This window comes from Pseudomonas sp. PME37.24/006, from assembly GCF_055556635.1.
Map to the genome: position 1 here is coordinate 519,120 of NZ_JBVHNL010000001.1, position 22,291 is coordinate 541,410.

The window sequence follows — 22,291 nt, forward strand, 5'->3', positions numbered from 1 at the left end:
CCGCCGCGCGCATCCGCATGGAGGCCCTGGCCCCGCATCTGCACGAGGCCGCACAACAGTGGGCGCAGCGCCTGGGGTTGCCGGTGGAGGGGGAGGCCGAGTTCGCGTTGCAACTGGGCGAAGCTGGCTTGCAACTGGTCGAATTTGGCCCCCAGGCGCCGGGGCCGGTGCGGGTGGATTTCGTCGAGGGCGCGGTCGCGCACCGGCGTCAGTTCGGCGGCGGCACCGGGCAGATGATCGCCAAAGCGGTCGGCGTTCAGCCGGGCATTCGCCCGCGGGTGCTGGATGCCACCGCTGGCCTTGGGCGCGACGCCTTCGTGCTGGCCAGCCTCGGCTGTACGATCAGCCTGATCGAACGCCAGCCGCTGATTGGCGCGCTGCTCGAGGATGGCCTGCAGCGGGCTGCCGCTGATGCCGAGGTGGCGGCCATCGTCGCGCGCATGCGTCTGCTGCAGGGCAACGCCATTTCCATCATGGCCGACTGGCAGGAGGAAGCGCCTCAGGTGATCTACCTCGACCCGATGTTTCCCCATCGCGACAAGAGCGCGCTGGTGAAGAAAGAGATGCGCCTGTTCCGCCCTTTCGTAGGGGACGACCCGGATGCTCCGGCGTTGCTGGAAGCGGCCCTCAAACTCGCCAGCCATCGTGTGGTGGTCAAGCGCCCACGCAAGGCGCCGGTCATCGAGGGGGCGAAACCGGGTTACGCGCTGGAGGGTAAATCCAGCCGTTACGACATCTACCCGCTGAAGAAACTCACGCCTTAGAGCCTGTTCACGATCTTTCGGCTCGACTTCAGCGTTTTAGCTGCAAAGTGGCGGGAGCGGACATGGGGTGCTGCTGCTTTTGTGGGAGGGGCTTTAGCCCCGATTTGGTCTGTCTAGGCATAAAGAGTTCGCGGCTAAAGCCGCTCCCACGAGGTCGCTGAAAGTCAGCTTCTGCCTTGTAGCAGCGTCTTTAATGTCGCCTAGAAAGATCGTGAACAGGTTCTTGAACCAACCGCTCTGCGGTCGCGATCCAACCTGAACGTTTTTACTGGCACTTACCTCAGATTCTGAACGGATGCACCAGACATCCGAGCGAACCGAGGTAGCCCCATGAGCGAGACCATCACTGACGGCTCAGAACGCCGTGCGATTTCCCTGTCGTTGAACGGCAGCCCCCTTAACGTCGAGGTGTATCCGTGGATCACCGCTCTTGATCTGTTGCGTGAACAGCTCGACCTGATCGGCACCAAGAAGGGTTGTGATCATGGTCAGTGCGGTGCCTGCACGGTGCTGCTCGACGGCCGCAGGATCAACGCCTGCCTGACCCTGGCGGTAATGCTCGACGGTCATGAACTGACGACCATCGAAGGTCTGGCGCAAAACGGTGAACTGCACCCGATGCAGCGCGCGTTCGTCAAACACGATGCTTTCCAGTGCGGCTACTGCACGCCCGGACAGATCTGTTCGGCGGTCGGGCTGGCTGCTGAAGGGCGCATCGACGATGCCGCTGACATTCGCGAGCGGATGAGCGGCAACCTCTGCCGTTGCGGTGCCTACAGCAACATCGTCGCCGCCATCGAAGAGGCCTTGCCGGCCTGTGAAAAGGCGGTGCGCCCATGACGCCGTTCGCCTACAGCAAACCTCAGGGCATCGACGAAGCCGTGCGCATGGCCGGGCCGGATAGCCAGTTCATCGCCGGTGGCACCAACATCGTCGACCTGATGAAGGAAAACCTGGTACGGCCCAAGCGGCTGATCGATATCAACGCCTTACCCTTGCGCGACGTGGAGCCCACTGCCGATGGTGGTCTGCGCATCGGCGCGCTGGTCAGCAATGCCGATCTGGCCTGGCACCCGGAGGTGGAGCAGCGCTATCCGCTGCTCAGCCAGGCGCTGTTGTCCGGCGCTTCGCCGCAGTTGCGCAACATGGCCAGTGCCGGCGGCAATCTGCTGCAGCGCACCCGCTGCCATTACTTCTACGACAGCCAGGTGCCGTGCAACAAACGCGAATCCGGCAGCGGTTGCCCGGCACGTGAGGGTCTCAATCGCTATCACGCGCTGTTCGGTGCCAGCGAGCACTGCGTGGCGGTGCATCCGTCGGACTTCTGCGTGGCGCTTGCTGCGCTCGACGCTCAGGTAGTGATTACAGGGCCTGTCGGCGAACGTCACGTGCCCTTCGCCGAGTTTCATCGCTTGCCGGGGGACACGCCGCAGCACGACACCGTGCTGGAAGCCGGTGAGCTGATCCTGGCCATTGAGTTGCCGGCCGAGGGTTTCGCCTCCCACAGCGCCTACCTCAAGTTGCGTGATCGGGCCTCGTTCGCCTTCGCCTTGGTATCGGTGGCGGCGGCGCTGAAGTTCGATGCCGAGGGGCAGATCCGCCAGGCTCGCCTGGCCCTCGGCGGGGTTGCGCACAAACCCTGGCGGCGTACCGAGGTGGAAGACAGCCTGGTTGGCCTGACGGCCAGTGATGAACACTTCGAGGCGGCCGCCGAGCTGCTTCTCAAGGATGCTCAGCCGCTGACCCACAACGCCTTCAAGGTGGAGCTGGCGCGCCGTGCCATCGTTCGCGCCCTGACCACCGCCGCAGAAGGAGTCCGCTCATGAACGCGCCTACGCTCGGCAAACCTCTCGACCGCGTCGACGGCTCGCTCAAGGTCAGCGGCCAGGCCCGTTATGCGGCTGAATACCCTACTGATGGTCTGCTGCACGGCAGCGTGATCTGCAGTGTTATCGCACGCGGCCGCATCACCCACATCGATGCCTCGGCAGCCCAGGCTCTGCCCGGCGTGAAGCTGGTGCTCAGCCACGAAAATCGCCCGCCGATGGCGCAGGACGACGAGAGCTATGAAGACGACGATGCGGCCGACGGCTCGCCGTTTCGCCCGTTGTTCAATGCACGCGTGCGCTACAGCGGCCAGCCGGTGGCGCTGGTGGTCGCCAACAGCCTGGAGCTCGCTCGCCATGCCGCTTCGCTGGTGCGCATCGAGTATCAGCAGCAGCCTCATGCCACGGATCTGCTGCAGGCGCTGGACAGCGCCCATGCAGCGCCAGCCGAACTGCCGGAGCGGCGCGGTGATGCCGATGCTGTCATCGCTGGCGCGCCGGTGCGCCTGGAGCTTGAATACGAGCTGCCCAACGAATATCACCACCCGATGGAGCCCCATGCCTCGACGGTGATCTACCAGGCGGACGGGAGCCTGCTGGTGCATGACAAGACCCAGGGGCCGCAGAACAGCCAGCAGTACTTGGCCAGCGTGCTCAAGCTCGACCCCGCGCGCGTGCGCATTCTGGCGTCCTTCGTGGGTGGCGCATTCGGCTCGGGGCTGCGTCCGCAGTATCAGTTGCCACTGGCCGCCATGGCGGCGCTGAAGTTGCAGCAGTCGGTGCGCGTCACGCTGACCCGTCAGCAGATGTTCACCTTCGGCTATCGCCCACGCACCGTACAGCGGCTGCAATTGGGGGCTGCCGCCGACGGCCGGCTGCAGGGGCTGGTGCACGAAGTGATCGGCCAGACCTCGCGCTTCGAAGACTTCACCGAACACGTCGCCGAGTGGTCGGGCATGCTCTACCACTGCGACCATCTGCGCCTGGCTTATCGGCTGGCGCCACTGGACGTCTACACCCCGCTGGACATGCGCGCGCCTGGCGCCGCGACAGGGTTGTTCGCCCTGGAGTCGGCGATGGACGAGCTGGCCTGGGCGGCTGGCGTCGACCCCGTGCAACTGCGCATGACCAACTACGCCGAGACCAACCAGAACGAGGGCAAGCCCTACTCCAGCAAGGAGCTGCGCGCGTGTTATCAGCAGGGCGCCGACGCCTTCGGATGGAGCGATCGTAATCCGCAGCCGCGCAGCATGCGTATCGGTAACCAGTTGGTCGGCTACGGCATGGCTACGGGTGTCTGGGAGGCCATGCAAATGCCTGCCAGCGCCCGCGCCACGCTGACCGCCGACGGTCGCCTGATCGTCGCCAGCGCGACCTGTGATATCGGCCCCGGTACCGCCACGGTGATGACCCAGATCGCCGCCGATACCCTCGGCATCGATCCCGCCCACGTCGAGTTCCGGCTCGGTGATTCGAGCCTGCCCAAGGCGCCGCTGCAGGGCGGCTCCTTCACCGTCTCTTCGGTCGGCAGTGCGGTGCGTGAAGCCTGCCTGGCGCTCGCCGAGCAGCTCTGTGATGCTGCCCGGCAACTGCCGGGTGGCCCGTTTACGGACGCCAGCTCTTTGCATTTCGTCGATGGCCGCGTTCAACAGGGCGAGGACGCTGGCCGCTCGGTTGCGCTTGGCACGCTGCTGGCTCGGCACGGCAGCCTCGAGGCCGAGGTGCAGGCGCAGCCGGGCAAGCTGCGCGAGCGTTACGCCAGCGCCACGCACTCGGCGGTGTTCGTCGAGGTACAGGTGGATGAGGCTCTGGGCACGGTGCGGGTTACCCGGGTGGTCAGCGCGATTGCCGCTGGCCGGGTGATCAATGCCAAGACCGCGCGCAGCCAGATTCTCGGTGGCGTGGTTTGGGGGATCGGCATGGCACTGCACGAGGAGGCGATGATCGACCACGAACTGGGTCGCTGCATGAACCACAACTTGGCCGATTATCACCTGCCGGTACATGCCGATATTGGCGACATTGAAGTGATATTCGTCGACGAGGATGACCAGATCGTCAACCCGTTGGGCTCCAAGGGCGTTGGTGAAATCGGTATCGTCGGCGTCGCTGCGGCGGTCGCGAATGCGGTCTATCACGCTACCGGCAAGCGCATCCGCCAGTTGCCGATCACCCTCGACAAACTGCTCTGATCGTCACTTGCCGACGTCAGTGAAGCTGTCGTTACCGACCGCTTCACTGACGATTCTCTGCAGGCTCGCTGCGCAGCACCATCCAGATGCCGACAGCCGATATCGCCGTACCGAGCGCCATCAGCCAGGACAGTGGCTCATCGAACATGGCCCAGGCCCACAACAGCGTCACCGCAGGGCTGAGATAGAGCACGCTGGCCATGCGAGTCGGTGTGGAGCGTTTCAGGCATATCCAATAAAGCCCGTAGCCGGCGAGGGTGGATATCCCCGCCGTCCACAACACACTCAGCACGAAACCTGTCGACGGCATAGGTTTCAAGCTGCCCTCCAGCAACGCGAGCAGCGCGAAGCCGATACTGGAAACGCAGCATTGCAGCCACAGGTTGGCAAGCAGGCCCAGCGAGGCGGCGCCGGTCGAGTGTTTCTGCCAGAGGGTGGCAACCGCCAGCGACAGCATGCCCAGAAGAGGCAGGCCATAGGCCCAGAGCGGCGCATCGCCCCAGGCGAGGGCGTCGGATGTCACCAGCACCACGCCGAGCAGGCCGATGGTCAGCCCTACCCAGGTACGCCATGCCAGGCGTTGCCGAAACGCTAGTGCCGCGAGTATTGCCATGCCGATTGGCAGCAGATCGGCGAGCAATGCCGCCAGGCCTGCCGGTACGCCGAGTGCAATGCCCTGAACGACACCGGCCAGGTAGCCAGCCATGGCCAGAAAACCGATACCGGCATTGCGCAGCAGCACGGCCGCTGACGCCTGGCGCAACTGCCTGAGTACGAACGGCAGCAGTACCACGCAGACCAGTACGCAGCGCCAGAACACCACCAGCATGGCCGGTGCGTGATCGATGGAAAACCGCGCGCCGATGAAACCGGAGCTCCAGGCCACCACCAGCCCCGCTTCGAGCAGCAGCAGGGGAATGGTTTTTTGCCAGATGCGCATCGCGTGTTGGCCAGGCATGACAATCCAGAGGATGAAGGGTGTATGCGCAGGCTAAGGAATGCGGCTAGTCTAATAAATCAAAATGTATTGAATTAGTAATTCGGTTTTGGTGAATTATGAGTGGTGTTCTCGATATCGAGTTGGTGCGTACTTTTCATGCGGTAGCGCGCAGCGGCAAGTTCAAGGCCGCAGCCGAGCAGCTGCACAAGAGCCCGGCGGCGATCAGCGTGCATATCCAGCGGCTCGAAGCCGTCGCTGGCGGGCGTTTGCTGGATCGCGACAATCAGTCGGTTGGCCTCACGGCACTGGGCCGGAGGCTGCTGATTTCGACCACCGATCTGCTCTCCACCCACGACCGGGTGTTGGCAGAGTTGCATGGCCCGCGCTTGATCGGACGCATCAGGCTGGGGGTGCCCGATGAGTACGCCGCACATGTGATCCGCGACATCCTGCCGATTTTCGCGGCAGCCTGGCCCAACGTTGTGCTGGAAGTGAAAACGGCGCCCAGCCACTCGCTGCGCGATCAGGTGCAGCGCGGCAAACTGCACGCTGCGGTGCTGACCCAGCCCAAGGGGCAGGAGGGCGAGCCGGCAAACGTTCTGGTCGCCACCACGCCGGTCTGGGTCGGTGCAACGATCAGCCTGTTCGAGCAACGTGATGCGCTGCCGCTGGCCGTCCACGCCGCGGATTGCCCTTACCGCAGTGCGATGCTGGAGTCGTTGAAGCAGAGTGGTCGCAAGTGGCGCGTGGTGCTCGACAGCCCCTCGAGTCAGGCCATCAAGGCCTGTGTGGAAGCAGGCCTGGCGGTCACCCTGATAGACCGTGCCCGAGTCTCCGAAAGCATGCGCATTCTCGACGGTTTGCCGCAGGTAGCCGAGCATGAGGTGGTGTTTCTGCGCTCATCTACGGCGCAGAGCAACGAGGCCCTCGAGCTGCTCGCGCAGGCGATTCACCAGCATTTCCGGCTGTGATGGGGCTGGTCATCCTGCCAACTCACCCGTCGTACTGCGCAGTCGGTTGGCATCCTTGGCGGGTGGCAGGCCGAACATGCGTGCATAGTCTCGGCTGAACTGCGAAGGGCTTTCGTAGCCCACTCGGTATCCGGCGCCTGCCGCATCAAGCGCTTGCGCCACCATCAGTCGGCGCGCCTCCTGTAACCGCAACTGGCTGCGAAACTCCAGCGGGCTCATCGAGGTGACCGCCTTGAAATGGGCGTGAAACGTGGAGCGGCTCATGCCGGCCATATCGGCGATGTCATCGATCCGGCAGGTTTCGCTGTAATGGTCGCGTAACCAGGCAATCGCTTTGGATATCTGGCTCAGTCGGCTGTCCGCTTTGGCCATTTGCCGAACCACGCCGTTGCCGCTATTGGCCAGCAGCCGGTAAAGGATCTCGCGCACCGTCAATGGCGCCAGCTCTTCGGCATCGCCCGGCGTATCCAGCAGCATGGCAAGCCTGGCTGCGGCCTCCAGCAGTTCGGGCGTGGTGTCATTAAGTTCGATACCGGTAGCCTGCGAACCGTTCTTGGCGTCCGGGGCTGGATGGCGCAGCACAAGGTCACTCAGCACCGCCATGTCCAGATCGAGCACCAGGCATAGGTAAGGTGCGGCTTCACTTGCCTCGATGACCGAGCCCATCACTGGAATGTCTACAGAGGCGATCAGGTATTTGGCTGCGTCATAGACATACGACGTGGTTCCGACCGTCACGTGCTTGCGGCCCTGGGCGATAAGGCAGAGGGTCGGTTCATAGACGACAGGCATTGGCGTTGTCGGTGTACCCGAACGCACCAGGCTGACGCCCGCAATCGGTGTCGGATGTATGCCATCGGTCGGGGCGTGACGGCTGATGAGGTCGACCAGCTTTTCCAGAGAACCCATGCTCGCTCCTTCAATAGTCCGTCTGTAAGGGCATCTGTCCGCTCGGATAATCGGGTAAGGACACAGGACAATCCTGCTACAAGCAGGCGCTCCTCTGAGGGCAGACTTATTTCATACAGACATGACGTTTCGTTTTCTGTAAGGCGTTCATCATGACCACTCTTTCAGTGCTCTACCACTAGCGCCTGTTTGGACGATCATGCATGTGCCCTGTGGGTTCCGATGCCCCGACATCGGAACCATCTGCAAGGTTGGGCGTGAGGGCTCGGCTCGAATAGCTCCTGCTTATCCCCGGTGCGAGCGCACAACGGCATGAGGCGCGTCACTCGGGATGAGATCGACTCGCTCATTTCCAGTTACCCCCGTGGCAAACCATGACACCAAGAGGATTCTGTCGCATGTGCATATCAATCGTTAAAAACACCCGATCAGCTTTTTTGGCATTCACGATGCTGATCGGCATCGGGCTGATGTCAGGCGTGGCCAACGCTGCTGCGAAAGCCGATGTGGAGGCACGTAACAAGCAAATCGTCACCGAGGCCTTCGATCGCTGGGCCGCTGGTGGAAGCACGTTTTTCAGTGATGTGCTGACACCGGATGTGGTCTGGACGATCAAGGGCTCTGGCCCCACTGCGGGCGTTTATCGAGGCGTCGATGCGTTCGTCGAGCAGGCTGTCCGGCCGTTCGTATCTCGCTTGTCCAGCCCCATAAGACCGGTCAGCAAGCAGGTTTGGGCGGATGGCGAGCACGTCATTATTCAATGGGAAGGCAGTGGTGTTGCGCGTGACGGGCAAGCCTACAGCAACAGCTATGCCTGGATTTTCCACATGCGCAATGGCAAGGCCTTTGAGGTCACTGCCTACCTCGACCTGGTGCCTTACGACGATGTTTTACAGCGTATTCCTGCGCCCGAGTGATCGAATCATCTGGTCGTCAATGCAGGCGATAGCCCTGCCTTGGCTGCGATTATACGGAGGCTGACATGAACTATCGATCAGCAGTCATGAGCGGCCTGATGTTGGGCGTGCTCAACCTGCCAGGCGTGCCCGCAGCAATGGCCTCGAACCAGGCTGCCACCGCCGATAACTACCAACAGCGATCACTGGAGAACAGCATGGCTCAGCACCCCTACGTCGGCCTGTGGGTAACCGATGACGGCCACATTCGCCACGAGCTCTTGCCGAATGGCCGCTACGACGAAGCCCGTGGCAAGCAGGAAAGTGCCTATCAGGGGCGCTATGAGGTCGAAGGTAGCCACATCGATTATTGGGACGACACCGGCTTTACCGCTGACGGTGAGTTCGTCGATCACGATACCTTGCACCATGGTGGGATGATCTTTCGGCGCCAGTGATAGCAGCTGTTGAAGCAACATCAAATGGTGGTGTTATTGGCTTCATAGGCTCTATGAAATTACCGATGTGCGCTGGCAATGGTCTGTGTCTCTTTTCATTGTCTGGGTGAAAAGACAACAGGTCTGCGTGCCATTCAGGTTGAGATAATTTGCAATAAGTGAGTGCTTGAGTGCGGCGTGGCGCCTGATAAATTGTCGCGGCGACGCCGGGCCCCTCTGACAGCTTCCCAGCTGCCATGTCGGAGTTGCAGTTTGTACAACTCTGACTTAGGAGGGGCTTATGAGCACCCTAGAACCGTTCTTCATGGCCGAGTTCCTCGGCACTGCCACCTGGTTGTGGCTCATCTTCATCACCATCGTCATCAGCCTGCTGGTCTTCGACCTCGGGGTGCTTCACCGTGAGCACCGCGAAATCGGCGTCAAGGAAAGCCTGCTGCTGTCCGCCGGTTACATCACTGCCGGCCTGCTGTTCGGTCTGTGGGTCTGGCATATGAAGGGCGCCGCCTCCGGTATGGATTTCTATACCGGTTTCCTGATCGAGAAGTCGCTGTCCATGGACAACGTCTTTCTCATGGCGATGATCTTCAGCTTCCTGGCCATCCCGCGTAAGTACCAGCATGAAGTGCTGTTCTGGGGCATCCTCGGAGTCATCGTGCTGCGCGCGATCATGATCGGCCTGGGCGCCGCATTGATCTCCGAGTTCAGCTGGATTCTCTATGTGTTCGGCGCCTTCCTGCTGCTGACCGGCGTGAAGATGCTGTTCAGCAAGGTCGACGACCATCCGGATCTGTCCGAGAACAAGCTGATCAAGTTCGTGCGCAAGCGCATGCGCGTCACCGACCGCCTGCACGAGGGCCGCTTCTTCGTGCGTCAGCCGGATGCGAACGGCAACATGGTTCGCTGGGCCACGCCGCTGTTCCTTGCGCTGGTGCTGATCGAGTGCGCCGATCTGGTGTTCGCGATCGACAGCGTGCCGGCGATCTTCGCCATCACCCAGGACCCGTTCATCGTCTACACCTCGAACATCTTCGCGATCCTGGGGCTGCGCGCGCTGTACTTCGCCCTGGCGGCGATGATCCACCGTTTCGCTTACCTCAAGTACGCTCTGGCGCTGGTGCTGGTGTTCATCGGCGGCAAGATCTTCCTGGTTGGCATCATCGGCAAGACCCCGCCGGTGATCTCGCTGAGCGTCACGCTCGGCCTGCTGATCGGTGGCGTGCTGCTGTCGCTGTGGAAAACCCGCAACGACCCGCCCGCCGTCGAAGCCGAAACGCCCCGCCAGTAACGCTCTAATGCCCCGGCGTGCCGGGGCCTTCATCACCTCTGGAGATGATCCATGAATCCATCACCCATCGCTGCGCTGGTTCTGGTAGCCGTGATTGGTTTGACCTCGGCCGGCTGCGGTGTCGCCGAAGAGTCGGCGCAGAAGCTCACCGAAAAGGCCGAGCAGGCCGTGCAGGAGATCGCTCGCGAGGCGGTCAGTGACACCCTCAATGCCTTCAACGAGCAGATCGATCAGGTACAGAAGTCGACTCGCGAACTGCTCGGCCAGCCTGAGGACAAACCCGAGCGAGAGGCCGAGAAGCCTTCACCTTCTTTCAAGGAGGGCGTCGAAACCTGAATATGTTGAGCCGGCTGTCAGAGGGTTGCCGCTGAGCTGAATGCTCGGTGGCGGTTTCTGAGTCGGCCATACGCTATGGCGCCTTGCGTAATAATCGGTGAGCGCCTGGGCGGCTTGCTCACTGTCTAGAAATGCGCGTTTCGCTGAGTAGGATTCGACCGGGAGACGGCTGCATCCACTCAAGCGGCTGGGCTGTGGCGACAGGGTCACAGCCCTACCGCTATCGCTAACCTCCAGTAGCCCTCTGGAACTTCAGCGGCGTACCATCACGCTTCCGTTAACCAGGCGGCCTTGATTGGCTGCCGACCCGAGGCGCCGCATCGGAAATGCTTTCTGCCGAACTTAAGTCCTTTCACATGGTCGCCCGCCTGGGCAGCATCACTCATGCGGCGAAGAAGCTCGGCCTCAGCCAGCCTACGGTCACCACCCAGATTCGCAATCTGGAGGCGCAGTATGGTGTCGAGCTGTTCTACCGAGGCGGGCGGCGCTTCACCCTGAGCGAGGATGGCGCGCGCCTGCTGCCGATGGTGCAGGCACTGCTGCAGCAAGAAGCCGATATCGAATTCTACCTGCGCAATTGCGGGCAGTTACAGGGCAGCCTGCGCATCGCCGCTACTGCTCCGTACTACGTGCTCGACCTGGTTCAACGCTTTCGCGAGCGCCTGCCGCAGATCCAGGTGACGCTGGAAATAGGCAATTCGCTGCAGGTGATCGAGGCACTGGAGGAGTATCGAGTCGATCTGGCTGCCTCCTCGCAACTGGAAGAGGACACGCGCTTCACCCGTTTGCTGCTCGGCGAGGATCCCCTGGTACTGGCCGTACACCGCAGCCATCCGCTGGCCAATCACAAGCGTCTACCGCCCTCGGCGCTGGCCGGACACAGTCTGTTGATGCGCGAAGTGGGCTCGACCACGCGCCAGCTTACCGAGCAGATGCTCCGCGATGCTGGCGTCGCCTTGGGATCGTTGCTGGAAATCGGCAGCCGCGAGTCGATTCGCGAGGCGGTGCTGCGCAATATCGGCATCAGTGTCATCGCCCGTCACGAGGTGCCGGACAATCAGGAACTGCGCGTCATCGCCCTGGACGGCGCACCGCTGATTCCCGAATACCTCTACTGCCTGCGCGAACGCCGCCAGGCGCGCCTGCCGGCGGCCTTCCTGGCCATCGCCCGTGAGTACATCGAGGCCTGATCGGGGCTTTGTCTTCACAAAAACGCTGATACCACTATCGGCGGCTTTTGCCTAACTGCCATAAAGCCTTCGCACGCTGGCGCCAAGATGACACTCGTTCGATTCATAACGAGGTTCCTGGCATGGCTACCGTCGACCTGCAACTGCGCGACATTCACAAAGGCTTCGGCACCTTCAAAGCGCTGGATGGCGTATCGCTGGATGTCAAAGCCGGCGAACTGGTTTGCCTGCTCGGGCCGTCCGGCTGCGGCAAGACCACGCTGCTACGCTGCATCGCCGGCCTGGAGCGTCAGGAGCAGGGCAGCCTGCACTTCGCCGGGCGAGACGTTTCCGCGCTGCCGCCCCAGGCGCGTGACTACGGCATCCTGTTCCAGTCTTACGCGCTATTCCCCAACCTGACGGTCACCCAGAACATCGCCTATGGCCTGTCCGGCCGTGGGCGAGATGAGATCCGTCGGCGCGTCGAAGAGATGCTCGAACTTGTCAGCCTGAGCGGCAGTGGCCACAAATACCCGGCACAGCTCTCTGGTGGCCAGCAGCAGCGCGTGGCACTGGCCCGTGCCCTGGCGCCGAGCCCTTCGCTGTTGTTGCTCGACGAACCGATGTCGGCCCTCGATGCCCAGGTACGTGAGCACCTGTGCGGCGAGCTGCGCAGCCTGCAGCGCCAGCTTGGCATTACCACCCTGATGGTCACGCACAATCAGGAAGAGGCCATGCTGATGGCCGACCGCATCGCTGTGATGAATCAGGGGCGGATCGAGCAGTACGCCACCCCACAGACCATCTACAACGCACCCGCGACGCCTTTCGTTGCCGAGTTCGTCGGCCAGGGCAACTGGTTGCCGTTCGAGCGCGATGGCGCCCACGCCCGTGTCGGCCGACTGAGCATGCGCCTGGCAGACACCGGGCAAGGTACGGGCGGGCGCCTGTTCTGCCGCCCGGAAGCGATCCTGGTCAACCCCGAGCTGGAGCAGGACAACCTGTTCCCGGCGCATATGCGCGAACTGACCTTTCTCGGCAATCGCTGCCGCCTGAGTTTCGAACTGGACGATCTGCCGGGCCATGCGCTGTTGGCCGAAATGGCGCCCGAAGCGCTGCCGCATCTGCACGGCAAGCAGATTCGCGTGGCCTTGCCGCCGCGCAGCCTGCAGGTGTTCGCCTGATGGAGCAGGTCACGACGTTGGGTCGTGCCGTGAAAACCGCACAGCGCTCGACGAACCTGGCCGACCGGCTATTCGTGCTGGGCGGGCAGTGGCTGTTGCTGGTGCTGCTGGTGCTGGCCGTGCTGCTGCCCTTGTTGGCCATGCTCTGGCGCGGGCTGGCGGGTGACCCGGCGCAGGGCGGTGGCCTGGCTGCGGCTGCAGAACTGTTCGGCAGTGCCAATTTCCGCTGGCTGCTCGGCAACAGCCTGACCAGCGCGCTGGCCGTGGTGATGATCGTGCTGCCCCTGGCCTATGGCTTCGCTTACGGCCTGCTGCGTACCTGTCTGCCGGGCAAGGGGCTATGGCGCGGCATATCGCTGCTGCCTCTGCTGGCGCCCTCGATGCTGCCGGGGATCGCGCTGATCTACCTGTTCGGCAATCAAGGGATGTTGCGCGACTGGATGCCCGACAGCATCTACGGTTTCTGGGGCATCGTGCTGGGCCAGGCGATCTACACCTTTCCCCATGCACTGATGGTATTGCTTAGCGCCCTGGCGCTGGCTGATGCGCGCCTGTTCGACGCCGCTTCGAGTATGGGCGCCTCGCCCTGGCGCGCTTTCCGCAGCATCACCTGGCCAGGTAGCCGCCAAGGCGTCTTCGCCGCTGGCTGCCTGGTGTTCACCCTGTGCATCACCGACTTCGGCGTGCCGGTGGTGGTCGGTGGCGACTATCAGGTGCTGGCGCTGGAAGCCTACAAGGCAGTGCTCGGCCAACAGCTGTTTGGCCGTGGCGCTCTGATCGGGCTGTTCCTGCTGCTGCCGGCGCTGTTCAGTTTCAGCGTCGACTTCTGGTTGCGCCGCCGTCAGCGCGACGCCATGGGCGGTCGTGCCCAGGTTTATCACCCCCAGCCCCGGTCGGGTCGCGACAGCGCCTTTCTGCTGCTGGTGGTGCTGGTGTGTACGGTTCTGCTCGGCGTTTTCGGCATGGCGGTGTACTCGTCGCTGGTCAAGTTCTGGCCCTACGACCTGTCGCTGTCGCTGCACAACTACGCGTTCTCGGATCTGCCCGGTGGCTGGCTGGCCTACCGCAACAGCCTGCTGCTGGCCACTGCCACGGCACTGTTCGGCAGCGTGCTGATCTTCACTGGCAGCTACCTGCTGGAAAAGACCCGGCAAAACCCGCTGACCCAGGTGCTGCGCCTGCTGTGCTTCATCCCCATGGCCGTGCCCGGCCTGGTGCTCGGGCTGGGTTACGTCTTTTTCTTCAACCTGCCGGCCAATCCGCTGCATGGGCTTTATGGCAGCCTGGCTCTGCTGGTGGTGTGCACCGTGGCGCACTTTCTGACCACTGCGCAAATGACCGCAGCCGCCGCACTGCGCCAGCTCGACGGCGAGTTCGAGTCCGCCGCGCTGTCGTTGAAGGTGCCGCTGCTACGCCACTTCCTGCGGGTGACGGTGCCGATCTGCCTGCCGGCGCTGCTGGATATCGTCCGCTATCTGTTCGTTTCGGCGATGACCACCGTCTCGGCGGTGATCTTCCTCTACAGCCCGGACAGCGTGGTGGCGTCGGTCGCCGTGCTGAACATGGACGATGCCGGCAACGTCGGCGGTGCCGCTGCCATGTCGACCCTCATTCTTCTCACCTCCGCCAGCGTATCGCTCCTGCTGGCCTGGGCTTCGCGCGGCTTGCTGCGACGTTCCCAGGCCTGGCGTGCGGCGCCTGGCCTTTGATCTCCCGGAGCATCTATATGCGCTACCAGCACCCCGATCATCTGCAGGCCGTCATCCTCGACTGGGCGGGCACCGTGGTCGACTTCGGCTCCTTCGCCCCGACCCGCATCTTCGTCGAGGCGTTCGCCGAGTTCGACGTACAGATCAGCCTCGCTGAGGCCCGCGGCCCCATGGGCATGGGCAAGTGGGATCACATCCGTACCCTGTGCGACCAGCCTGCGGTCGCCGAGCGCTTCCAGAGTCGCTTTGGGCGTCTACCGAGCGATGCCGACGTGACCGCCATCTACGAGCGCTTCATGCCGCTGCAGATCGCCAAAGTCGGCGAGCATTCCGCACCGATTCCCGGAGCGCTGGAGGCGGTGGCAAGCCTGCGTGAACGCGGCCTGAAAATCGGCAGCTGTTCAGGCTACCCGAAGGTCGTCATGCAACAGGTGGTCGAGCTGGCGGCTGCGGCCGGTTATCGCCCGGACCATGTCGTCGCCACCGATGAAGTGCCCAAGGGCCGCCCGAGCCCCGCTCAGGCGCTGGCCAACGTGATCGCTCTGGGGCTCGACGACGTGGCCGCCTGCGTCAAGGTCGATGACACCGAGCCCGGCATTCTCGAAGGCCGTGGTGCTGGCATGTGGACGGTAGCGCTGCGCTTCTCGGGCAACTTTCTCGGCCTCACTTGGGAGCAGTACCAGGCGCTGCCTACCGAGCGCCTGGAGGCCGAGCGTCAGCGCATCGATGCGTTGTTCGCTGACAGCCAGCCCCATTACCTGATCGACACCCTGGCCGATCTGCCGCCGGTCATCGATGCCATCAACGCTCGTCTGGCTCGCGGCGAAATCCCGCAAGGCTGCTGAGTCCGTCTTCCCCATTCGTACGCCCATCCCTCGCACACAGGAACCACACCATGTTCAAGCGCATCGCCCTTGCCGCTGGCCTGCTCGCCGCCGGCGCCCTGCATGCCCAGGCCGCCACCGAACTGACCGTCTACAGCGCGCTGGAAGTCGAACAGCTCAAGCCTTACCAGCAGGCATTCGAGAAGCAGCATCCGGATATCCGCATCAAGTGGGTACGTGATTCCACCGGTATCGTCACCGCCAAGCTGCTGGCCGAGAAGGATCGCCCGCAGGCCGATGCCGTCTGGGGCCTGGCGGGTTCCAGCCTGGCCATCCTCAAACAGCAGGGCATGCTCGAAGCCTACGCGCCGGCCAGCCTGGACAAGATCGGCGCCAACTACCGCGACAGCGACAATCCGCCGTCCTGGGTGGGCATGGACGTATGGGCCGCGAGCATCTGTTTCAACACAATCGAGGCGGAAAAACAGGGCTTGCCGAAGCCGACCAAATGGGAAGACCTGACCGATCCGGTCTACAAGGGCAAGATCGTCATGCCCAACCCGGCGTCTTCCGGTACCGGCTACCTGGACGTCAGCGCCTGGCTGCAGATCTTCGGCGAAGACGGCGGTTGGGCCTACATGGACAAGCTGCACCAGAACATCGGCCAGTACACCCATTCCGGTTCCAAACCCTGCAAGCAGGCAGCCGCCGGCGAGTTCCCCATCGGCATATCGTTCGAGTACCCAGCCATTCAGCTCAAGCGCAAGGGTGCGCCGCTGGCCATCGTGTTGCCCAAGGAGGGCCTGGGCTGGGAGATCGAAGCGAGCGCGATCATCAAGGGCACTCGGCACCTGGATGCAGCCAGGAAGCTTGCGGATTTCGCTGCCAGCCGGGAGGCCATGGAACTGTACAAGGCCAACTTCGCCGTCCTGGCTCAGCCGGGCATCGCCGAGCGTTTTCAGGAGCTGCCGGCCGACTACGAACAACGCCTGATCAACAACGACTTCGACTGGGCCTCGGAGAACCGCGACCGCATTCTCGCCGAATGGCGCAAGCGCTATGACGGCAAGTCCGAACCGGTCAGCCAGTAACCCGCGCGCTCTTCATTTCAATCTGCTGGCCGCTCCGGCGGCCACGTCCCCTTTCGAGGAGTTTTCCATGAGTCAGCACGACTGTGACTTGCTGATCGTAGGTGCCGGGATACTGGGCCTTGCTCATGCCTGGGCGGGTGTTCGTCGCGGCCTCAAGGTTCGCGTATTCGAACGCAGCTACACGCCTCTGGGTGCATCTATTCGCAATTTTGGTCAGGCCCTGGTGACCGGCCAGGCTCCCGGCCCGATGCTCGACCTGGCGCGCCAGTCCCATGGCCTTTGGGCGCAGCTGGGCGCGGCCGCCGGGCTGTCGATGAAGAAACAGGGTTCCCTGGTGCTGGCCCGCACCGAAGCCGAAGAGGCCATGCTGTCGGCATTCTGCGCCGGTCGTGCCCAAGAGCTTGGCTACCGCACCGAACTACTACGCGGGGCAGCCCTCGACAGTCTTTATGACGGCCGCTTCGCCCATCACCGTGCAGCCCTGCATGGCCTGGACGACCAGCAGCTGTTCTCCCGGGAAGCGCTGCCACAGATTATCGATTACCTGGCTGGCCAGGGTGTCGACTTCCACTTTTCGACGCTGGTACGGGACGTCGAGCCCGGCAGTGCTCTGACCACGGCGGGGCGCTTTTCGGCACGGCACATCGTCGTCTGCTCCGGCCACGACTATCAGACCTTGCTGGCCGAGCAGATGGCCAGGTTACAGCCGTCGGTCTGTCGCCTGCAGATGATGCGGGCTCGGCTGGCGCAGCCGCTGGATCTGCAGCACGCGGTGCTCACGGGACTGAGCTGCGTGCATTACGGCGCCTTCAGCGATCTGCCCGAGGCAGAGGCGATCCGCACCGAGATACGCCGCGATTACCCGATATTGGAAGAGCGCGGCATTCATTTGCTGATCAGCCCGACGCCTTACGGTGAGCTGATCATCGGCGACTCCCACGACTACGGCAGCGATGCCGTACCGTTCAACGAGGAGGGCGTGGATGATCTGCTCATCGAACTGGCTGAGCACACCCTGGGCGGGCGCCTGCAGGTGCTCGAGCGCTGGCAGGGCGTATACGGTACGCGCGGCCCAGGGCCATTCAGCGTGTCGCGTGCTGCCGAGGGCGTGACTGCGGTGCTGATGCACACCGGCTTGGGCATGAGCGTTGGCCTCGGCCTGGGCGAGCGAACCGTTGCGGCACTGTTTGGCGAAGGGGCGTGGCCGGACGCGCACCCGGCGTGAGGGCTGGCTAAGTGTTATGGCGTCATGCCCGATGGCAGATAGTGCCTACGCCATGATGGCTGGCCGACCACCGCTTCTGCGCGATCAGGCGACAGGGGCCACGTGGGCAGCCGTGGCGTAGCGATTCTTGCCCTCGTGTTTGGCTTCATACAGCGCCAGATCAGCGCGGCGCATCAGGCTGGTAAGGGGCTCCCCCTGTTCGCGTTCTGCCAGGCCCGCGCTGATCGACAAGCTGAGGCCATACAGCTGGTGCGAGTTGACTGCGTCGACAATGCCCTGAGCCAGACCCTGTGCCGCTGCCAAATCTGCCACGTGGGCGGCGACTGCGAATTCTTCGCCACCCAGACGCGCGAAGCTATGCCCGCTGCTTTGCTCTTTGAGCACCTTGGCCACTTCTACCAATACCCGATCACCGACCTCATGGCCGAAGCTGTCGTTTATCTTTTTGAAGTCGTCGATGTCGAGCATCAGGAAAAACAGCTGGGTTGTCGCCGCGTTATCTGTGGCGGTTTCGGTAAGCGCCTCCATGAACGCACGCCGGTTGGGCAGGCCGGTGAGGGTGTCCTTGTAGGCCATGTCATGAAGCTGTTGCTGCAAGTCGAAAACGTTTTTACGTATGCGGCAAAACGTTTGGCACACCAGCATGGCCACCAGCATGCTCGCGAGGATGAGCATCAGCGTGAGGGTCCGATCCAGCTGGCGCTCGAAGCTGGGTTGCACCACGTAGAACAACGTGGCCCAAACCGCGGCCCCGGTACTCAACGCGTGCCATGGACGAACATGCATCGCCGAAACCGGCAAGCTCATGACTAAGCCGATGGGTAAGAACCAGGTGATGGGATTACCCACCTCGTTCGCTATCGAGCCCAGGCATGCCGTGGTGGTGCATACCAGTAGCAAGTCGGTGAGCCATAACTGGCGCGTCGTGGTCGCCCGATAAGTGAGGTAGCAGGCGAGTGTGGTGAATAGGCAGTAGCTGTAGAGAAGGGGGGATATGCCGTGTGTCGCGTCGACCACCACGAGCACCAGAAAGCCCGCTACTGCCGCCAGAATGTCGCTTCTGAGTACCAGGGGACGCAGTTGTACAAACGACTTCTGCTCAAAACTTTCTTCAGGGCCGTACATTTTTTACTACCTCGCCAAATGTTCGGGCGCCTATCAAGTGTTTCAGTAACCGTCTTGCGTGAGCAGGCGTGCTTCACGGGTACTGATTATCATGGTTGATCTGCTCATGCTAGCGGGCAGAGAGTGCGCGCAGATTGCGGGGTAGATTAAATGAATTCGTCGCCCTGATGAGCCGCTGAAAACGAAGTGTCGCGTGGTATTGGCATTTTCAACGGTGTTCCACGGGCTCGTTACCGAGTAGTAGAACGCTGCCTTTTGACCCGATACATCTCGCCATCCGCATGGCTGAGCAGCGTGTCGGCATCTTCCCCATGCGCAGGGTAGCGGGCCACGCCGATGCTGCAGGAGGGCATTTTCAATCCGTCGAATTCATCGCCCAACGGCTCGGCCATTGCCGCAAGAATCTGCTCCACCTTTTCGCTGATGGCGCTCTCCGACTGGATATCCGTCAACAGCACGGTGAATTCGTCGCCGCCCAGGCGGGCCACCGTATCCGTCTCGCGCACGCAGCTTTCCAGCCGGCGGGCGATCACGCAGAGCACCTGATCGCCCGCGGCATGCCCGTGGAGATCGTTGATACCCTTGAAGTCGTTGATATCCAGAAACAGCAGCGCCAGATTGCTGTTGTGGCGGTGTGCCGCTCGCAGCGCCGATGCCAGCCGATCATTGAACAGCGAGCGGTTGGTCAGTTTGGTGAGCGGGTCACGATGGGCGAGGAAACGTAATTCCTCTTCGGCTTTGGCGAGGGCTGTCACATCGCGAGCGACACCGATCCGTGCGCCCACCTCTTCAGACCAGAAGGCAGCCCAGAGGATGTAGACGATGCCGCCATCCTTGCGGATGTAACGGTTGCGGAAATCGAAGTGGGGCTGGCCATTCATGACGCGGACAATGGAGGCCTTGGTGGCCGCCAGATCGTCCGGGTGCATGTAATGGGTGATCGTGGTGCCGATCAGCTCGTCGGCACGGTAACCCAGCAGCGCCTCGCAGGCAGCGCTGACGAATACGATCTGGTTGTCGCTATCGACCACAAACACCGTGTCCAGCATCAGGTGGATCAGTTTGGGGTAGAGCGCTTGCAGGTCAACGGGCATAAGTCAGGATTGTCCGGTTTAGGGCGCTTGCTCACGGTTCGATCGCGAAGAGAGGCGGCGAATGATCCTGCAGCTGACCGGCAGGCATGTGCCAGGTGCTGCGGCAGTTATGCGCGCCAGGACAGCCTACACAGAGTCATGCCGCCCTAACTAGCTGGCGTGAAAAAAAACCTTGGCGAGACGGCTGGGCCAAGATTCTGGCCTTTGCTTCTCTAGCCATCTTCGGCGTGTTTGTCGGAGAGCGCTGATAATCCAATACCACGATTTTCAGAAGCCCGTGGGCCGCCAGTTAGACTGATGGCTGGGCAGGATTGCCGTCACACCGGCTCACTCGATTCGCGAAGCGCCGGTAAGCCACGAGTGCGCTCAGCAACACCACGGCGGCCCCGCACAGTGCCACGCTGAAACCCGCAGAGGCCTGTGCAAGGTCGACTACCTGACCCGAGGCGAATGCACCTGCCGCTACGCCGACGTTCAATCCGGCCAGCAGCCAGGTCATTCCTTCGGTGAGCTGGCTTTGCGGTACGGCGCGCTCGATCAGGGACATGGCGACGATCATCGTGGGCGCGAAGAACAGACCCGCGACGAAGACGCTGGCAGCCAGTGTCGGGATGCTGTCGACCAGCAGCAGGGGCAGCGTGGTAAGCGCCGTTGCAGAGCCGCCGAGGAAAAGTAGGCGGTGCATCGGTGTGCATAGCGTAAGGGCGCCGAAAACCAGGCCTGCAAGGCAGGAACCCACTGCATAGGCCGATAGCACCAGGCTCGCCGCCGCCGGGTTGCCTGCCTCATCGGCAAACGCCACGCTGACGATATCCACAGTGCCGACGATGATGCCCAGGCCCACCATCAGCAGCGTCAGCAGACGCACGTCAGGTAGATGAATCACCGAGCTGGAGCGAGTAGCGGCAGTGTCCCCCGTCTCGCTTGGCGGCTCGCTCGCGCGCTGCACGACTAGCGCAAACACACCAATCGCCAGCAACAGCATTCCGACCAGTAAGCCGGCTTGAGGAAACACCGCCACGCTCAACCCGACTGACAGTGGAGGCCCGACCACGAATGTCACCTCGTCGAGCACGGTCTCCAGAGAGAAGGCGGTCTGCAATTGCGGCTGGCCACGGTAAATGGCCGTCCAACGGGCCCGTATCATCGCCGAGATGCTCGGCATGGCGCCCGCCATCAGTGCGCCGATGAACAGCAATGCGTCGTGCATCTGTAGCCAGGTCGCGGCGAGTAGCAACGCCAAGCCAGCGATGCAGACTGCAGCAGCAACAGGCAATACCCGGTACTGACCGTGGCGATCGACCAGACGCGAAATCTGTGGCGACAGCAGCGCATAGGCCAGCACGAAAGAGGCCGCCACCGCTCCAGCCAGCGCGTAGCTACCGCGTAATTGCGCCAGCAGGGTAATGATGCCGATTCCGGTCATCGGCAACGGAATTCGCGCAATCAGCCCGGCTAGCACGAAGCCCTTCGAGCCTGGCGCAGTGAACAGCCCCAGGTAGGGGTTGGCCATTTCATTCTCCTTTTTCATGGCCACCATAGGGGCCTGCGATCGCTTACATACGGTAGGTATGTATAAAATCATAGATTCATACGTTTCGTATGTAAATAATGGTTTGCCTGGCTCTAAGGAGAAAACGATGGCTCGCCGCACCCGCGCCGAAATGGAGAAAACCCGTTCAGCCTTGCTGTCCACCGCACGCAAGGTGTTCTGCGAACGCGGTTATGCCGAGACTTCGATGGACGATCTAACTGCGCAAGCGGGCCTCACTCGCGGCGCGCTCTATCATCACTTCGGCGACAAGCAGGGCTTGCTGGCCGCGGTAGTGGCGGAGATCGACGCTGAGATGGATGCGCGCCTGCAGGCTATCTCCGACAACGGCAGCGATGCCTGGGCGGGATTCCGTGATCGCTGTCGGGCCTATCTGCAAATGGCCCTGGAGCCTGAAATCCAGCGCATCGTGCTGCGTGACGCGCGTGCCGTACTCGGAGGGGCCACGCCCGATTCTCAACAGCAGTGCATCCGCTCCCTGCAGCAACTGATCGAAGGGCTGATCCAGCAGGGGATCGTCGATGACGTTGATCCGCAGGCATTGGCATTGCTGATCAATGGCAGCCTCGCCGAGGCGGCCTTCTGGATCGCCAGCGGTGAAGATGGCAACGCCCGGCTGGCACAGAGCATGGCTGCTCTGGAACTCTTGCTCAGAGGCCTGCTTATCGAGCGGTGATTGCACGGGCAGGGCATCTGTCTACGTTTTCTCTTCACCTGTTCTGGGCAAAGCAGGCAATGGGT

21 protein-coding genes are annotated in these 22,291 nt (G+C 62.5%); 16 read left to right on the plus strand and 5 right to left on the minus strand.

The window, feature by feature from the left end; genetic code table 11:
* Positions 1 to 17 precede the first annotated feature (17 nt).
* From ACZ3GY_RS02400 to ACZ3GY_RS02415, 4 genes are all read left to right on the plus strand, one after another.
* The gene (locus ACZ3GY_RS02400; protein WP_465909217.1) at positions 18 to 764 is read left to right on the plus strand and encodes a class I SAM-dependent methyltransferase; all 747 of its coding nucleotides are present in this window, start codon (positions 18 to 20) and stop codon (positions 762 to 764) included.
* A gap of 330 nt (positions 765 to 1,094) precedes the next feature.
* Entirely contained in the window at positions 1,095 to 1,604 is a 510-nt protein-coding gene (locus tag ACZ3GY_RS02405) for a (2Fe-2S)-binding protein (protein WP_225834999.1), read from the plus strand.
* Positions 1,601 to 2,590, plus strand: coding sequence for an FAD binding domain-containing protein (locus ACZ3GY_RS02410; protein ID WP_465908797.1), 990 nt, complete (start codon positions 1,601 to 1,603; stop codon positions 2,588 to 2,590). Before ACZ3GY_RS02405 ends, ACZ3GY_RS02410 begins: the two co-directional genes overlap by 4 nt.
* On the plus strand, positions 2,587 to 4,782 hold the full coding sequence (locus tag ACZ3GY_RS02415; protein ID WP_465908798.1) for a xanthine dehydrogenase family protein molybdopterin-binding subunit: 2,196 nt from the start codon (positions 2,587 to 2,589) through the stop codon (positions 4,780 to 4,782). Before ACZ3GY_RS02410 ends, ACZ3GY_RS02415 begins: the two co-directional genes overlap by 4 nt.
* 43 nt (positions 4,783 to 4,825) lie before the next feature.
* Here the strand turns inward: ACZ3GY_RS02415 and ACZ3GY_RS02420 are convergent, their stop codons facing one another.
* Positions 4,826 to 5,740: a DMT family transporter gene (locus tag ACZ3GY_RS02420; RefSeq protein ID WP_465908799.1), complete on the minus strand. Its 915-nt coding sequence runs from the start codon at positions 5,738 to 5,740 to the stop codon at positions 4,826 to 4,828.
* Positions 5,741 to 5,838: 98 nt separating this feature from the next.
* On the opposite strand from ACZ3GY_RS02420, the gene ACZ3GY_RS02425 reads away from it, so the two are divergent.
* On the plus strand, positions 5,839 to 6,693 hold the full coding sequence (locus tag ACZ3GY_RS02425) for a LysR family transcriptional regulator (RefSeq protein WP_465908800.1): 855 nt from the start codon (positions 5,839 to 5,841) through the stop codon (positions 6,691 to 6,693).
* A gap of 9 nt (positions 6,694 to 6,702) precedes the next feature.
* On the opposite strand, the gene ACZ3GY_RS02430 is transcribed toward ACZ3GY_RS02425, so the two are convergent.
* Entirely contained in the window at positions 6,703 to 7,602 is a 900-nt protein-coding gene (locus ACZ3GY_RS02430; protein ID WP_465908801.1) for an AraC family transcriptional regulator, read from the minus strand.
* Between the two features lie 398 nt (positions 7,603 to 8,000).
* Here ACZ3GY_RS02430 and ACZ3GY_RS02435 point away from each other — a divergent pair, with 398 nt between their 5' ends.
* The 10 genes from ACZ3GY_RS02435 (at position 8,001) to ACZ3GY_RS02480 (ending at position 17,779) form a co-directional block, all read left to right on the plus strand.
* A complete protein-coding gene (locus tag ACZ3GY_RS02435; protein ID WP_465908802.1) occupies positions 8,001 to 8,519 on the plus strand; it encodes a nuclear transport factor 2 family protein in 519 nt (172 codons plus the stop codon).
* Between the two features lie 197 nt (positions 8,520 to 8,716).
* Positions 8,717 to 8,956, plus strand: coding sequence for an Atu4866 domain-containing protein (locus ACZ3GY_RS02440; RefSeq protein WP_465909218.1), 240 nt, complete (start codon positions 8,717 to 8,719; stop codon positions 8,954 to 8,956).
* A gap of 280 nt (positions 8,957 to 9,236) precedes the next feature.
* The gene (locus tag ACZ3GY_RS02445; RefSeq protein ID WP_465908803.1) at positions 9,237 to 10,241 is read left to right on the plus strand and encodes a TerC family protein; all 1,005 of its coding nucleotides are present in this window, start codon (positions 9,237 to 9,239) and stop codon (positions 10,239 to 10,241) included.
* Positions 10,242 to 10,292: 51 nt separating this feature from the next.
* Complete coding sequence (locus tag ACZ3GY_RS02450; RefSeq protein WP_465908805.1) at positions 10,293 to 10,577, plus strand: hypothetical protein; 285 nt, start codon at positions 10,293 to 10,295, stop codon at positions 10,575 to 10,577.
* A 326-nt stretch (positions 10,578 to 10,903) separates the two neighbouring features.
* On the plus strand, positions 10,904 to 11,767 hold the full coding sequence (locus tag ACZ3GY_RS02455; RefSeq protein ID WP_465908806.1) for a LysR family transcriptional regulator: 864 nt from the start codon (positions 10,904 to 10,906) through the stop codon (positions 11,765 to 11,767).
* A gap of 122 nt (positions 11,768 to 11,889) precedes the next feature.
* A complete protein-coding gene (locus ACZ3GY_RS02460) occupies positions 11,890 to 12,930 on the plus strand; it encodes a putative 2-aminoethylphosphonate ABC transporter ATP-binding protein (protein WP_465908807.1) in 1,041 nt (346 codons plus the stop codon).
* On the plus strand, positions 12,930 to 14,639 hold the full coding sequence (locus ACZ3GY_RS02465) for a putative 2-aminoethylphosphonate ABC transporter permease subunit (protein ID WP_465908808.1): 1,710 nt from the start codon (positions 12,930 to 12,932) through the stop codon (positions 14,637 to 14,639). The genes ACZ3GY_RS02460 and ACZ3GY_RS02465 overlap by 1 nt, the downstream gene beginning before the upstream one ends.
* A 17-nt stretch (positions 14,640 to 14,656) precedes the next feature.
* Positions 14,657 to 15,484 (plus strand): phosphonoacetaldehyde hydrolase, encoded by an 828-nt coding sequence (gene phnX / locus ACZ3GY_RS02470; protein WP_465908809.1) that lies wholly within the window; start codon positions 14,657 to 14,659, stop codon positions 15,482 to 15,484.
* 50 nt (positions 15,485 to 15,534) lie between these two features.
* Complete coding sequence (locus ACZ3GY_RS02475; protein ID WP_465908810.1) at positions 15,535 to 16,554, plus strand: putative 2-aminoethylphosphonate ABC transporter substrate-binding protein; 1,020 nt, start codon at positions 15,535 to 15,537, stop codon at positions 16,552 to 16,554.
* Positions 16,555 to 16,621: 67 nt separating this feature from the next.
* Positions 16,622 to 17,779, plus strand: a complete 1,158-nt coding sequence (locus ACZ3GY_RS02480) for a TIGR03364 family FAD-dependent oxidoreductase (protein ID WP_465908811.1) — start codon at positions 16,622 to 16,624, stop codon at positions 17,777 to 17,779.
* An 84-nt stretch (positions 17,780 to 17,863) separates the two neighbouring features.
* Here ACZ3GY_RS02480 and ACZ3GY_RS02485 read toward each other — a convergent pair whose 3' ends face one another.
* From ACZ3GY_RS02485 to ACZ3GY_RS02495, 3 genes are all read right to left on the minus strand, one after another.
* Positions 17,864 to 18,904, minus strand: a complete 1,041-nt coding sequence (locus ACZ3GY_RS02485; protein ID WP_465908813.1) for a GGDEF domain-containing protein — start codon at positions 18,902 to 18,904, stop codon at positions 17,864 to 17,866.
* 230 nt (positions 18,905 to 19,134) lie between these two features.
* Positions 19,135 to 19,998 (minus strand): diguanylate cyclase domain-containing protein, encoded by an 864-nt coding sequence (locus tag ACZ3GY_RS02490; RefSeq protein WP_463563776.1) that lies wholly within the window; start codon positions 19,996 to 19,998, stop codon positions 19,135 to 19,137.
* 289 nt (positions 19,999 to 20,287) lie between these two features.
* Positions 20,288 to 21,511, minus strand: a complete 1,224-nt coding sequence (locus ACZ3GY_RS02495) for an MFS transporter (RefSeq protein WP_465908814.1) — start codon at positions 21,509 to 21,511, stop codon at positions 20,288 to 20,290.
* A gap of 127 nt (positions 21,512 to 21,638) precedes the next feature.
* Between ACZ3GY_RS02495 and ACZ3GY_RS02500 the strand changes: the two genes are divergently transcribed.
* Positions 21,639 to 22,226, plus strand: coding sequence for a TetR/AcrR family transcriptional regulator (locus ACZ3GY_RS02500; protein ID WP_465908815.1), 588 nt, complete (start codon positions 21,639 to 21,641; stop codon positions 22,224 to 22,226).
* The last annotated feature ends 65 nt before the right edge of the window (positions 22,227 to 22,291 follow it).